This window comes from Rhodococcus sp. DN22 (assembly GCF_036669995.1).
GTDB classification, from domain to species: Bacteria; Actinomycetota; Actinomycetes; order Mycobacteriales; family Mycobacteriaceae; genus Rhodococcus_F; species Rhodococcus_F erythropolis.
This window is the reverse complement of sequence record NZ_CP133326.1, coordinates 4275815-4290924: the sequence shown is the minus strand read 5'-3', so window position 1 is coordinate 4290924 and position 15110 is coordinate 4275815. Positions and strand designations below refer to the sequence as shown.

Genomic DNA, 15110 nt, shown 5'->3' with positions numbered 1-15110 from the left:
CAGTACATTAGCGGAAGCGCGGCCTGACGGATTGAGCGACTCGTGCCGCGCTACGATCCTGCGCGGTAGTGCTCATCGATCTTGATCAGCTGACCGGATTGAAGCCCGAGGTGAATGCAAGCGTCGAGTCGTTCCCGGGTTGGAGTGGTCAGTCGCTTCTGATTGAAGACTGCCAAAGTTCGACGATGCAGGGAGTCTACATCCGACTTGCTACCACAGACCGCCATCATGGCATTCACGATCTCCTCGGGCGCAATGTCCATCAAACTTCGCGTGATCTCGGCCGGGGTGGTGCGGTAGCCACGCCAGCCAATCGGGTTGAGTTCCTTCGGCCAGACAAAGTCGCCGAGTCCTGATTTTTTGATCAACTCGGCCGGAATGCAACGAACGATCGTCTCCCGTTTCCCGGCCGAGACACGGTCGAGACCGAAGCGCCGGCCGACGTCACGGGCCAAACGGTCCATCGAGATCGGGCCTTCGATGTTTACTGTTTCCCGCACTGCACTCAGGATCGTTTGCTGAACCGAGGGTGAATCCACGCGATCGAGATCACCGCGTGGTCCGAGCGTTGTTGTGGGCGCCTCCAGATACGTGGTTCCGCGTCCATCCCAATCCCGGGCAACAGGACTGGCAGGGGGCGTATCAGCTGCAGCCATCCGACCGATCAGGACGGGTTCGTCGGACACTTCAGCGGGGTGGTCGGGCTCATCCGATTTCAGCCAGCGGGTGTTGTCGGCTGAGAAGTCGACCGATATCGACACTTCGAGTTCAGCCAGCGCAGCGGCAGCGATAGCTTCGGCCTGAGCCAGTGCTGCGGCGTCGATCTGGGCTTGCCGTTCGGCCATGCGGAGCTTCGATCTGGTCAGCGCTTCCTTGACTTGTTGGACAACGGATTCGGGGTTGTCGATCCAATTGGGAAGCCACACGCGAACTGAAGCTCCCCAATGCATCATCGACTCGAGAAGCTGTGGTGTCAGATCGCGGTCAGCGACCGTCGGACGCTCAGCCCACGCCGGCCCGTCGAGCAGGATTGCGACCTGCCAACATTCGGATTCTGGTTCACGAAGAACAATGTCCAGAACAAAGTCTGACAGACCGTAATTTGCTTCGACTTCGTATCCCTGTTGGCGCAAGGCTTCACAGATCGACTCCTGGATCTGATCGGACGTGTTCTGGGGGCGTGGTTGGGACGAGGCGTTGCCGGAGCGATCAGGTTGTGCAGCGAGTTCCAGATATCCGCGAAGATGCGCCATTCCAACCGACTTGGTGCGTGAAAGATCGATGTCCGAAGGCTCGAACGAGGTGAAGATGACAACCTTTCGGCGGGCACGGGTAATGGCGACGTTCAATCGTTTCTCGCCACCAGTACGAGTCAGCGGACCGAAGTTGAGTGGCATCTTCGAATCGTCCTGCTTCTTCGAGAATGCCGTTGTGAAGAGAATGACATCTCGCTCGTCGCCCTGCACGTTCTCGAGATTCTTGACGAAGATTCCGTCTTCCTTGTCGGTGCGCAGTTGGTCGAGGACCAATGGGTCTCCGGTCTTCTCGAGCAAATCGAGCACCAGGGTCTGTTGCTGTGCGTTGAACGTGACGACGCCGATGCTTTGAGACGCCAGATTGGCATTCGACAGGCGCTGGCGAATCTCGGCCACAATCGCTTCCGCCTCGACAATGTTGGTTCGGTGCAGTTGTTTAGTCTCGCGATTGAAATGTCCCGGCACTCTTCGCCATTCGACGCCAGCTGTGGCATCGCCGCCAGGTGAAGGCAAACTCGCGAGGCGTCCCTCGTAGTACTTGCGGTTGGAGAAGGCGATCAGAGATTCGTCTTGACTCCGGTAATGCCAGGATAGCCACAGCCGTGGAACCCCAGATTCAACGGACTCCGTCAGAATGCTCTCGAGATCCTCCGGTATGACCTCGTCATCTTCAGTGACATCGTCGCCATCGCTTGCGGTCACCTGGCCGATTGCAGTCGGCGGCATTTGCTGCGAATCGCCGACGATCACGGCCGAGCGGGCGCGGCCCAGCGCGCCGATGGCTTGAGGGACAGTGACCTGCGAGGCCTCATCGAATACAACGACGTCGAATGTGGCTGATCCCGGCGGCACGAACTGAGCCAAGGACGTGGGGCTGACGAAGAAGCACGGCGTTGCTGCCAAAATGTGGTCTGAGTAGCGAGTCATCAACTGACGGAAGGTGGTTCCACCGCGCTTGGCATCGAGTTGGCGTCGAAGCTGCCCGATTTCGCCAGACAGCGCACCGGCCTTGAATAGGCGTCGGTCGAGCAATGCAGCGGGCAGGGCTGCGATCTGTTCCTCGCGTTGAGCCGCCGAGGCTCGGGCGTAGTCGAGAGTCTCGCCATCCTTGAGGGCCTTGTTGAAATTGGTGAGTCCCTGCGTTCTTCTGTGTTCGTTCAGCGAAGCAACTGCCAGGCCACGGATGAAAGCGACTTCAGCGTCCGAAGAGTTGATAGCGCCCGTGAGAAGTTCATGGGCAAAGACATTCAGCTCGGCAGTTTGCAGTGGCTCGAGGAATGTCGACATTGTCGACCACTTGCGAACGGACGCTCCCGCGTCTGCATCGATCGAAAATCTCCAGGCTTCTGAGTCGCGACCCCACGCGGACAGCCAATGGGACTCATCACACCAACGGTCGAACTCGGCGTCGCTGAACCCGAGGAGTTTCTTCCAGGTGAGCCACGCTTGTGACACCGCTGCGAGCGCATCGATGTTCTGTTGGGACACAAGACCGGACTCGACCAGGATCCGCCACATGCCCGGGTGTGCGCGGATGTAGTCACCTGACATATCGATGAAGTCGAACGCCGGCTGAAGTTGCTGTGCTGCGTCAGCGTTGAAAGGGTTCCAGACCGGGGGAGCAAATGGCCCGAGCAGGGTGCGCATGTGTTCGACAGTTTGTCGAGTCAATTCGCGTGCGCTGGAAATCGATCGCAACAACGGCAATGCGGTGTCCGGATCGATCGCCACGCCAGGCAATAGTGCCGGTGCAACATCGCGGATGAATTGCTCGGTTCGCTTCTTTTTGCCGAATATGCCCTTGCTGACCTCCTCGGCCGCTACGATTAATGGTTCGACGGAACCAGATCCGATGAAGTTCGGCATGAAAACTGCAGTGAGTGGCGCACATTGCTGTTGGAGCAGGGTCAGCTCACTGAGTAGTGAAGTGCGGGACGTTGTCCATTGGGTGCCCTGCATGCGCTCGACTACGGTCGGGTCGGCGATCATCCAGTTCGACTGCCGGCGGGCCTGCGGCAACAAGACCTCGATCTCGGCGGGAGTGCGCATCCGCTCGATGATCCGCAAAGCAGGCGGGGTCTGCTGTACGAGCGCAAGTGCGGAGTTCATCTGCGCCGAAGCGGAGCGGAACGAGTCTTCCGATGCTGCCGGATCGATCGCTCCGACGATGGTCCACGGATTGACGCGATTTATCGTGACCGACCGGGCAGCACGTTCGAATTGCTGCAATGCGTTGGTGACTGCTCGAACGCTGACCTTAGGGGACGCAACATAAGGCGCAGGAATTGTGGCCGTCGGGCCGTCGCCAAGGCTGAGGACTGTGTCGTAGGCAGTCCACAGTGTGTGCTCGACGCCGTTCTCGGTGTGAATCTTGGACGGATAGTCGTCGAGCGGGACGTGCTTGGCCCGCAACTCAGCGAGCTTTGCTGACCAGGCGCGCTGATTGTAGTGAACAGAATGATCGATCGCGGTCTTCAGCTGAGCGCGAATAGCGTTAGCGCTCTGACTCTTTCCATGTAGGTCCAGCGTGAATTCGGCCAGGCCGACCTTTGTCAGCCGCTTTTTCACCACCTCGAGGGCGGCTTGCTTCTCGGCTACGAACAACACGGTCTTGCCCTGAGCCAGAGTGTGCGCAATGAGGTTGGTGATGGTTTGTGACTTGCCGGTACCGGGAGGGCCCTCCAGGACGAAGGAGTGACCATCCGCTGCCAATGCCACTGCACGGAGCTGTGAGCCATCGGCAGGGATTGGGACGGGCACGTCGAGTTCTTTGACCGGTACAGCTTCAATCTCGGTACCGTCCGGGCGACGTGAATCTCGGAACGACTCACCAGCATGATGAGTCAGATGACGAACGATGGGGCTCTGCTCGAGAAGGTCCCAGTGATCGTCGAGGTCTTTCCACATGCCGAAAGTTCCGAACTGGCAAATGGCCAGTGACGCAGTTTCATCGATGCGGAAATCCAAGTTGTGCTCGATCATCGCCGAGCGAATGCCCTTGAGAGCTGCGTCGATGTCTATGCCGCTCTCATCGAGAGGTGGCGTCTCCAAAGAAGGAATCGAGACACTGTGCTTGAGCCGTAGCCACTCGACGAGGCAGTAGTTTGGTGTTGATGTGCCGGACGTGTCGACCACAATCCTGAAGGGGCTGCGCCCAGAGCCGCCAGTAACCTTGACGGGCAACAAAAATAGGGGAGCTCGCGCTGGCCGTCCGGTGCTGGTGGCATGCATCAATCCGCCGAATGTCAGATAGAGATTGGCGTTGCCGGTCTCCTCGAACATGGTGTGCGCGGTGCGTTGCAGGTGCTTGAGTCGGGCTGTATATACGTCGTGCTTGACGACTGCATAGATTCGCTTTCGGTCGCGTAAATAGTCGAGAACCGTTGCATCATCGATGTCTTGGGCTTGGCGTGCGCCTTGGAGTTCGTGGATCGAACTCAGTTCGTCGTGGGGAGTGAGCTCAATGGGAACGTCTGCATGCACCAAATCATCGAGTAATGCGAGTCCGCCGATGGGGACATGGAGATCGATAACTTCCCGCGACTCTTTCAAATTGAGCAGACGGTTCCGTGTACTGAGGTCAAGCAGGGATCGCTTCCATTTCTGAACTCGTGGGGGAGAAGCGTCAGTTGCATCGAAGACCGTGTCAACCGAATTCTGTTTAGTGAGAAGGTTATCGGGCAGGCTGAGGTCCGGCTGAATTTTGCCGGCGGCGGTGCGCTCGGATATTGGCGATGCGAATTCGTCGAAGGTTGGAAGCGGCCGCACACCGTCCTTGCGGGCGGATGCGATCGCGACAAGTCCATGGAGGTCGTCCGGCTGAGAGAAGTGGCGTCTAGCATGTGCCACAGCATTTTTGAAGGATCCTTCGGGGCTGCTGTCGTAGTATGCAGCTTCGACGGCTACGACTTTTCCGGAATCGAAGAGATTGGCTATCGCGTTCGACTCGAGAATGACGCTGTGTGAGAGGTGAGCTTCTTCTTGCATGAATCCAGCGAATGCATGTCCCTTGACAAGCCAGATGACCGGTCGCAGTCCGGCCGCTTCCAAACATGCTGCATAGGTGACTGCTAGATCGATGCACGTTCCGAAACGTTCATCGAGTACCTGTGCCGTCGTTCGGATCTTCTGGCCCGTTCCTTCGAACGAGGCAGGCGGATCGATATAGCGAATCTGACGGAGGCGTAGGGCTTCGTAGGTTGCTGCCGCGATCTCTGCAGCACGTTGTGGTCCGCGCTGATACCCCTCGAGTGAGGTGGAACCGGTGAGGTTGCCAAGAAGCTCGGACGCGGCGTCGAGAACATTGCTCACAGCTCGGGTGTTTGGCTGAACAAAGGCTGCCAGTGAATCGAAGAACTCGGGGGCATTGAACCACTCGTTGTGGGCTAGAACTCTAATCGGCACATTCAACGCGATGTCATCGCCCCAAAGGCGTGAGACGGTGACCGCGATGGTGGCAGGGTAGCTCTCGTTCAGTTCTCGAAGGTGCGGAACAGTTGGCACGACGGCCGCGTAGTCGTCCCAGAACGCCTCGTGACCGGGAGCGAGAGAACCGTCGACGATGTCAGTTCGAGCCGGTGAGAGTTCCTGGCCGGCGCCGTGCAGTTGTACGGTTGCTTTCATATCGACGACGGGCGAATCGGAGTTGTTAGTGATCGAGAGCCCCCGTACCAGCGGTACTCCGTTGTGGACCAGAGCCAGGTTCACGGCGGGGTGTGTATGAAGTTCGATGGAGATGCCATCAACTTCCGTACGGCATCGGTCCCGTGCTGATTCACGCTCGTTCACTTTTCCTCCGAATCGTATTCCACAATTTACCCGGACGAAGATTCCAACTCCGTACGATCAAATTAATTACGTTAGGGCATGGCACTGACTGGTCTGCAGTGTCTAGGCGTTTTGCGGCACATTCCCACTATCGTTTCGCATACTTTTCATGTGAGATCTCTTATTGTCTGTGACTGATGAACGAGGGATTGCGAATTTCAGAACAGGCTGGGCGTTGCGCATTCGCCCTGTCTGCGCCTCTTGAGAAATAGGGTCTAGACCCTGAAATATTCGATCCACAAGGCACAGCTACCTGACTCCGATACCTCGGCTAGCCAGATGAATGCTGCGAGGAGCGAAACTGCAACGCCGGGTGTCACGGTCGAGGATGCGCAGATCGTAGGTTCGCGCCTGGTACCAGCGAACGCGGCCGGCTGGCGGACCGTAACGAGATAGCCGCGCTTGCATTTCACGGTATCGACCGGAATAGCGTTCGCCGCCGAAGGCTGGATGTTGTCGCTTCCGGCGGTACTGGAAAGTGGCAACAAACGTCAGCGCGCGTGCATCTCTGCAATCGCAGAGATGCACGCGCGCAATACTAGCTGTACGAGGCACGGACGTTGGTTACGCGATGCTGGCGATAAGCAGCGGGCGGTCGTCCTCCGCGTGTTGAATGCGGTCGGTGATAATTGTAGTGAACGTTCCACACCTCAACGGCAGTACGTCGTTGCTCCTCGCTGGTGTACTCACGGGAGTACAGCAGCTCTTCGGCGAGGATGCGGTTGTAGCGTTCCACTTTCCCGTTGTGTTTCGGTGTGTACGGCTTGATGCGGTAGTGCCGCGCCTCTCGCAATGAAGCAGTGAAATCGGCTGCCCGATAGCATGATCCGTTGTCGGTGATCACGCGCTCGATCCGGTTGATGCCATGCGCCGCGAAGAAGACGCGGGCGTTGTTCATGAAATCGACGGCTGTTGCTGCGGTTTCGTTGTCGCGGGCCTCGGTGTACGCCAGGCGCGTATTGCCGTCGATCGCGGAATGCAGATAGGTGTAGCCGATGCGGGCCTGTTTGTTCCTCGTTTTCCGGCGCTGCGATCGCTTGGTCTGCTCGGAGCCTCGCCCGTGGGCACGCCACCCGCCACCGTCCGGAATTTTTCCGACTTTCTTGATGTCTACATGCACCATTTGACCAGGTCGTTTCGCGACGATGACCTGCGGTTTTCGGTTGGTTTCGCCGTTCGGGTCGATGAACCGGCGGCGGTGCAATCCCAGGTTCCGCAGGATTTTCGTGACAGACCGGCGAGCAATGGTGATGCCGTCGGTGCGCAGTTCGAACGTGATCCGCGAGGCCGACCACTTCCGGGCCCGTCGCATGGATTCGATCTCGGTCACGATCTCTGCTGCTGTGGCGGTCGGGTGGTGTTTCGGTGTGCTGGATCGGTCCTGTAATCCCAGGTCACCGTACTGACGATGTCTATTGACCCACTTGGAAGCGCATTGTCGGGAGATGCCCATTTCGGCGGCGACGTGGGCAATCGGACGACTCTGGCAGCGCTCGATCAAGCGTCGTCTTCCCTCCACAGTCAGCGGAGCATTACGGTGTGTCACAGGGCTGGTCCCTTTGCTGTTGATGGTCAGTTTCGCAACTTCCATCCTGCCGCGAAGGACCAGCCCGTCCACTTCAATCCCGCGTCAGCAACGTCCATACCCGCAACAACTAGCCGTGGGTTATTGCTTACTCGCTGGGCGTCGAGGTGACCGCCCTGATGCTGAGCTCGCCGTCTGCATCATCGCCGCACGCACAGTCACAGTCTCCGCCGCAGCCACCGGTGGTGCATTCGCCGGCGTAGCTGTCGTCATCCGCGTCGCAGTCGAGGGACCCTCCGAAGGATTCAGCAAAATCGTCGTCGAGTTCGTGAGTGAAGTCGTGAACCTCGTCGATCAGGTTCAGCAGATGCTGCGGAGCGAAGGGATCGGCGTCGAGCATCGTGGAGACCAGTAGGTGGTCGCCGCTGAAGGCGAAGCGCAGGCGTGGCCATTCCTGCGCGAGTTCGATCAGTCGAGTCGCAGCGTGCGAGGGATTGCCGAGGCCCGTCAGGACCGAGGACCAGACGTTGATCTGAGGGCCGTCATCCGCAACAGTTACGTAGACGACAAACCCGTGAACCGGCACGACAATGTCGCCGTCGTCATCGGTGGCAGGCTCACTGCCCAGTAGTTCGGCGAGAGTTTGAACGCACAGGCGAACCAATTCGTCGCGCTCGTCCGTCACCAAGGCAATTGCGCCGTTGATGTGGAGGGGCTGGTCGGCGGTCGTGTCTTGGTCGCTCATGGATCCTCATGTTCTGTGCCAGTCCGAGCAGGCGCTGGGCACTGTTTTCGTGCGGTAGCTGTCAGGTCTACGGTAATCGGCGCACACTATTGTCCGCGCAGTGGATGATTGAAAATGCCTGGGCAGGTCCGCGCGATCAGGACTTTAACAGCCGACCAGCGACGTGATGCGAGCCCCGACAAATCGGACAGCCTTGTGGCAGTGAGTATCTCGGCTGTCGGTAGGTAGATCTAGCCTCCATGCATGACGGGTCAGAGAGTTCGGCGAGCTTCACATCTGCGTTTGGTAGCTGCATATCAAGCGGCGCAAAGCCAGATGAAGGTCCTTACGCCGAGGCAGATGCGGAATCAGCGTCGACGGCCGGAGGCGGCGAACTTTGTCATGCGGATCGAACTCGATTGCATCACGCCGCCTATTTGGAGACGGTTTTCGGTTCCGTCGAATATCGAACTGGACCAACTTCATTCGATTGTGCAGGCGGTGATGGGGTGGGGAGATCAACACGCTCATCAGTGGGTGAGTGTCCATCATTCAACGGACAATGGCCCAGATCGGTATATCGCGCCAGATGTGATCGAGCGCGACGGATACCAGGAAGACGAGTTTGGTGAGGACGAAGTCCGGATCGACGAGGCAGTTACCGCGGTAGGGGAGTACGTCCGTTATGAGTACAACGCCCGCGCAAGGTGGAGTCACACGTTGGTTCTCGAGCAGATTGTCGAAGACCAGCCGATTCCTGAGCCATCCTGTCTCGACGGCGAGAGAGCGTGCCCGCCGGAGGATTCTGGCGGTCCGATCGGGTATCGCGAGTTCCTGAATGTGCAGGCGAGTACCGGACTGTTCGATCCCGAACGTTTTGTTCCCGCAGAGTCCGATGCAGCAGTCACCATTGCAGTGGCACTGCATAAGTCACCACCTGTGGGAAGCTCGTTGTTCGAGAAGTTCTTGCGCCGCCTGTCGGTTCATTCCGCACCGAAACTGTTTGCCGCAGTTGCCAAATCGGAGCTTCGTGGCGGATACGACAACTACTTCGAGGTGATGCGTGAAGGAGCAACCCGTCAACTGCTATGGCTGCTGAACTCCGCGCGAGGTGGTGGGATTGTTTTGACGGCGTTCGGGTCACTGCCTCCCGACCTTGTTGCGTCTGCCCGAGACGAACTCGATTGGGACAGTGAGTGGATCGGTGTCACGGCAGGGAGCGGCTCGCAATTAGCAGTACTCGTTGAAGTCGCAAAGACACTGAGATTTGTCCGGAAACTCCGAGGCACATTGCTTCTGACTCGTCTCGGCGCGTCAGTGCTTGCATATGAAGGCGAGCTGTGGCGTCACATCGTGACGGCCATGCCGTTGGGAAAGGGTGAGTTGGCGCAGGAAGCCGGCCGAATTCTGTTCCTTACGTTGGCTGCCGGCTTGTCGGAGTCCGAACGTAGTGAAGTCATGATCGAAGGCCTCACGGCATTGGGTTGGTCGACAACAGACGGAACACGACTCGGAGATGACGATTGGACGTGGATGGTGCGAGACACTCTCGTGTACCTGCGAATGATCGGGGCGATTGTCTCCAATCCGCTGGACGAGCATGTTTCCGCCGATCCCGAGTGGGGCCGACGGTTTGCCAGGATGGTGCTGTCGAAGTAGCTGAGCGCTCGAATCGAGCATCGATTTCAATCGATGCGGAGTTGTTATATGCGCTGGAAGCGCACGATTTTTTTGCTGCGGAATCATGAATATTTTCGGGTGGGAAAATATTGGAGTTTTTGTTCGAAATTGCCATCATGCTATGGTCGATTCTCAGTTGTTGAATTGCGTGGTCGAGCCAAAAGCTTGCGCAGAAGATTTATTTTGTGGAGGTTTGGTTTCCGAAAAGACGAAGTGCGTGTTGCTAGTCAATTGAATATGTGACCGGTGTTGGTATGGCGGTCGCTCCTAGGGCGTGCAGAAACGAAGCGCAAAGCTCCTGAACAGGGGTTTTGTGTTTCGTTCTGCCGATTATGTGCGAAGGATGTGGCATGTGACGGGGTCCGACATGGTCCAGTTCAGTACCTTGGTAATTGTTTCACTGCTTGTTGCTTTTTATGGTGGAACTTTTCTGATTTCTCTTCGTATTGGTAAGAAGCAGGAAAATGCCGACGGTTTTATGACCGCCGGAAACAAGTTAGGATTTGGTGTTTCGGCCGCGAGTATGACGGCCACCTGGATTTGGGCGTCGTCGATGTACGCATCTGCCACTTCTGGCTACACCTACGGAATCTCCGGCCCCATTCACTACGGTTTGTGGGGCGCGTTGATGATTCTCTTCATTTATCCGTTTGGCCAGCGAATTCGCAAAGTAGCGCCGAAAGCCCACACGCTGGCCGAGGTCATGTACGCGCGGCACGGACGCTCGAGTCAGCTGATGCTCGCGGGTTCCAATATCGTCGGTAGTCTCATCAGTTTGATGTCGAACTTCCTCGCTGGTGGTCTGCTGATCGCGTTGCTTTCGCCGTTCAACTTCATTCAGGGTGTGTTCATCGTCGCGTTGGGCGTTTTGCTGTACACGCTGTGGTCGGGCTTCCGCGCTTCGGTGTTGACCGACTTCGTTCAGCTGATCGGAATGCTCGGTGCGGTAGCGGTTTTGGTGCCGTTTATCTTCTTTGCGGCGGGGTTCCCGGCAGCCTTCGAATCCGGCGCAGGCAACCTCACCGCTGAGCAGGGCAACTTCTTCTCGAGCGTTGCCTTCTTCGAACAGGGGGCGCCGTACATCGCGGCAGTTCTTGCCTACGCAATCGGCAACCAGACCATTGCCCAACGTCTGTTCGCGGTCCGCGAAGACCTGATCAAGCCCACCTTCATCACCGCAACCGTGGGATACGGCGCAACGGTCATCGGCGTCGGAATGCTGGGTGTTCTCGCTCTATACCTCGGAATCGAGCCGATGGATGGTGACGTCAACAACCTGATTCCGCAGATGGCCGCGTCGTACCTGCCCGGAATTTTGCTGGCTGTCTTCTTTGTCATGATCATCGGCGCGCTGTCATCGACGGCGGACTCGGACCTTGCTGCGCTCTCGTCCATCGTGATGACCGACGTTTACGGCCAAGCCGTCGCAGGCAAGGCTAATGCGAACCCTCGACGGATGCTGCTTATCGGCCGAGTAACGATGATTGTTGCCACGGCGGCGGCTATCTCCTTGGCAAGTCTGCAATTGAGCATTCTGGATCTGTTGGTGTTCGTCGGCGCGCTGTGGGGCGCTTTGGTGTTCCCGGTTATTGCGAGCTTCTACTGGGGCAAGGTCACCAACAAAGCCTTCACTGTGTCGGTGCTGGTGGCTCTTGCTGCCTTCTTGCCCGTCCGATTCAGTTGGGTGCCGATGGATGGGATGTTCGGGATACTCTCCGACATCGTTGCCGTTGTCGGTATCGGAGTGGTGCTGGGGCTCATGACATTTGGATTCTTCGGTCTGAAGATTGCGCAGATCGTCGGTGGCCTGGCGATCGTGCTGTCCGCGCCGTTCGCGATCGGCTTCCTGCACGACTACCCAACGCTCAGCGGATCTTTGGTGGCCTATGCCGTCAGTACCGTCGTGTGCTTTGCGATGTCCGTCAATCAGCGTGAGACGTTCGATTTCGAACTCATCAAGCAGCGGACGGGAGACTTCGACGAGGAGGAGTTTCCTGCTGTCGGAGCGTCCGGAAAGTAACCGTCGAGACAAGTGGAAGGAATACGAATGAGTACAGCTCTACTGACCATTTATGTTCTGATCTGGCCGGCGTTGGTCTTGGTCGTGCTGGGAGTCATCAGCAAGGGATTCTTCAAGGATTGGGCAACTGCTCGCCGAAACGGTGAGGATCTGGTCTAACTTTTCACGCCGCCACCGACGGACTTCTTGTCGGTGGCGGCGGTCATATTGCAATCGGGACTAGGGGCAGCGTTATAGTTGCCCAGTGCAACACGACGGAGCAATGGCGCTCACCGGTCCACCAGCCGTTCATGACGAGCTGGTGCACCTGACGCGGCAGCTGATGACGGGGGATCGGCATTCCGATGATCACCCGTCGATCGCGCAGCATTCCTTCCTCTCCTTCATCGGCCGAAACGACGGCTGCAAGGCCACGGAGATCTCCGAAGTCTTCGGCGTCAACCGCTCGACCATCTCGCGCCAAGTTCGCGGCTGCATCGAGGCAGGCTGGGTGTATGCCGATCCGGGATCCGTTCGTCAGGGCAATCCATTGCACCTCACGGAGGCTGGCCGCAAATACCTCGACGCCGCCGACGCGCGTCGGCTCGACCAAGTCGCCGGCAGGCTGCACGATTGGACCGAGTCCGAGGTCGCAGACTTCGCCCGCGCACTCCACCGCTTCAGAATCAGCATCGAATCGCAGACCAACGGAGATGACACCCTGTGAGTGAGTACAGCGCCAAAGCCCAGTTCACCATCTCCGACAACGAGTCCGTGGTGCACACCGTCTTCACGCACGCCGAGCGCACACCAGATTTGACGGTGTTCTCCTGCCCCAAGGGCGAGGGTTGGGTAGATGTGACGGCAAAAGAGTTCGCCGAGCAGGTCACCGGCGTCGCAAACGGTCTCATCGCCGCTGGCGTGCAGGCAGGCGACCGCGTCGCACTCCTCTCCGCGACCCGATACGAGTGGACGCTCTTCGACTTCGCCATCTGGGCTGCCGGCGCGGCTACCGTCCCGATCTACGATTCGTCGTCTCAGGGCCAGGTCAGCTGGATCCTCGAAGACTCCGAGGCCGTCATCGCGATCGTCGAAACCGGCGCGCACGAGCAGCTGTTCCAGGACGCGCCAAGCTCTCTCAAGGCCGTCATGCAGATCAACGACGGAGCAGTCGAAAAGCTGACCGCACAGGGTGCCGACGTTGACGACACCGAGCTGAAGAAGCGACTCGCGGGCATCAAGGCCGACGATCTTGCGTCACTCGTCTACACCTCCGGCACGACAGGCCGTCCCAAGGGATGCATCCTCACGCACCGCAACTTCCTGTCCGAGGTGCGCGGGATTCTCACGGCATCGATCGGCAAGGTGGCGGTTCCGGGAAACCGAGTCCTGACCTTCCTGCCGCTGGCTCACGTGCTGGCTCGCGCGGTGTCCCTCGCGACGTTCGAAGCTGGCGCTTCGCAGGCACACTGGTCCGACTTCGCCACCATTACAACTCAATTCGAGCGCTACAAGCCCAACACCATCCTCGGTGTTCCGCGTGTCTTCGAAAAAGTTCGTGACGGCGCAGCACGCAAGGCGGAGTCCGGTGGAAAGATTCCGGGCGCGATCTTCGCTTTCGCAGAAGTCACTGCAAAGGAATATAGCCAAGCCCTCGACAAGGGCGGTCCCTCGCTGATCTTGAAGGCGAAGCACGCAGTGGCGGACAAGCTCGTGTACTCGAAGCTTCGTGAGGCTCTCGGGGGCGAGTGCTGGTTCGCGATCTCCGGCGGCGGCGCCCTCACTCCTGAACTGGGGCACTTCTTCCGTGGGCTCGGAGTTCCGATCTACGAAGGCTATGGCCTCACCGAAACCACAGCAGCGCACTGCGTCAACGTCCCGGGTGCTCAGAAGATCGGAACCGTCGGACAGCCGATGGGCGGCAACGGGGTACGCATCGCCGAGGATGGCGAGATCGAACTCAACGGCGGGGTTGTCTTCAAGGGCTACTGGAAGAACGACAAGGCCACCGAAGAGACATTCGTCAACGGCTGGATGCGAACCGGTGATCTCGGTGAACTCGACAGCGACGGTTACCTTTCCATCACCGGACGCAAGAAGGATCTTCTGGTGACGGCGGGCGGCAAGAACGTCTCGCCGGGCCCGATGGAAGACCGTATCCGTTCGCATTCCATCGTCTCGCAGGCAGTTGTCGTCGGCGACGGTAAGACCTACATCACGGCGCTGCTGACCGTCGACCCCGAGGTGTTCGAGAAGTGGAAGGCGGAGAACGGCAAGCCTTCTGGCGCGACCGTCGCCGAACTACGTGACGACAAGGACCTTCGAGCGGAGCTGCAGAAGGCTGTCGACGACGCCAATGCTGCCGTCTCGCATGCGGAGTCGATCAAGAAGTTCGTCATTCTCGATCGCGATCTGACCGAGGAAGACGGTGAGATGACAGCGACGCTCAAGATCAAGCGCAATGTCGTCGTCGATCGGTTCTCGAAGGAGATCGAAGGAATGTACGCGAAGAGCTAGGCGCGTTTGGGGAACTGCTCGCGGTAAGCCATCACGTCGTCGAGGCGGAACCTGCGGTGGGTGCCGCGTAGTTCGATCGGGAGTTTCCCGGCGTCGGCGAGTTTGCGCACATACGTGTCCGAAACGCCGAGGATCTCTGCTGCCTGCGAGGTGGTGAGGAGTTCTGCGACTGGCCCGAGGGCGACGCTGTCCCCGGCAGCGAGGTAGGTCAGGAGCTGCACGACGGCGTCGCCGACCGACGGTGGAATCTCGATCCGGACGCCGTCGAACACCAGCGTGGTCGTGTCCGTCGAGGTTGCGGCTCTCTGGGTCAGGGCCGTTTTGATTCGCTCGGCAGCATCGCCGTCGACTGCGGAAACGATGTGGTCGATGCTCACGCGGTATATCTCCGATCGAAGGCAGTGTTTCGCAAGCATAGACAGCGACAGTGTCCGTCGGCACGCTGGCTAGCGCCGTGTGCGTTGCATTACATGAGTGCCGTGAGTGGAAAACTATAAACCCACGTAGATCGGAATTCGAAGGTTTTGGCGCCCAAAGATATTCGACTCGACGCATATGTAACTCACCAAATTTGGTGTACCC

General features: G+C 58.5%; 9 protein-coding genes. 5 read left to right on the top strand and 4 right to left on the bottom strand.

Translation table 11 applies throughout. The features are described 5' to 3' along the window. Positions 1-50 precede the first annotated feature (50 nt). The 3 genes from RA302_RS19520 to RA302_RS19510 form a co-directional block, all read right to left on the bottom strand. Entirely contained in the window at positions 51-5963 is a 5913-nt protein-coding gene (locus RA302_RS19520) for a DUF4011 domain-containing protein (RefSeq protein ID WP_256083146.1), read from the bottom strand. Positions 5964-6621: 658 nt separating this feature from the next. Continuing rightward, complete coding sequence (locus RA302_RS19515; RefSeq protein ID WP_338477603.1) at positions 6622-7629, bottom strand: IS481 family transposase; 1008 nt, start codon at positions 7627-7629, stop codon at positions 6622-6624. 127 nt (positions 7630-7756) lie between these two features. Then, entirely contained in the window at positions 7757-8353 is a 597-nt protein-coding gene (locus tag RA302_RS19510) for a hypothetical protein (RefSeq protein WP_007726024.1), read from the bottom strand. Positions 8354-8692: 339 nt separating this feature from the next. Between RA302_RS19510 and RA302_RS19505 the strand changes: the two genes are divergently transcribed. The 5 genes from RA302_RS19505 (at position 8693) to RA302_RS19485 (ending at position 14528) form a co-directional block, all read left to right on the top strand. Continuing rightward, complete coding sequence (locus RA302_RS19505; protein ID WP_338481176.1) at positions 8693-9991, top strand: plasmid pRiA4b ORF-3 family protein; 1299 nt, start codon at positions 8693-8695, stop codon at positions 9989-9991. 388 nt (positions 9992-10379) lie between these two features. Continuing rightward, positions 10380-12032: a sodium:solute symporter family protein gene (locus tag RA302_RS19500; protein ID WP_176741959.1), complete on the top strand. Its 1653-nt coding sequence runs from the start codon at positions 10380-10382 to the stop codon at positions 12030-12032. A gap of 27 nt (positions 12033-12059) precedes the next feature. Next, positions 12060-12191, top strand: coding sequence for a putative transporter small subunit (locus RA302_RS19495; protein WP_003941363.1), 132 nt, complete (start codon positions 12060-12062; stop codon positions 12189-12191). An 85-nt stretch (positions 12192-12276) separates the two neighbouring features. Continuing rightward, positions 12277-12738, top strand: coding sequence for a MarR family winged helix-turn-helix transcriptional regulator (locus tag RA302_RS19490; RefSeq protein ID WP_003941330.1), 462 nt, complete (start codon positions 12277-12279; stop codon positions 12736-12738). Continuing rightward, a complete protein-coding gene (locus RA302_RS19485; protein ID WP_338477599.1) occupies positions 12735-14528 on the top strand; it encodes a long-chain fatty acid--CoA ligase in 1794 nt (597 codons plus the stop codon). The genes RA302_RS19490 and RA302_RS19485 overlap by 4 nt, the downstream gene beginning before the upstream one ends. Here the strand turns inward: RA302_RS19485 and RA302_RS19480 are convergent. Further along, on the bottom strand, positions 14525-14905 hold the full coding sequence (locus tag RA302_RS19480; protein ID WP_007726046.1) for a helix-turn-helix domain-containing protein: 381 nt from the start codon (positions 14903-14905) through the stop codon (positions 14525-14527). The genes RA302_RS19485 and RA302_RS19480 overlap by 4 nt on opposite strands. Positions 14906-15110 lie beyond the last annotated feature (205 nt).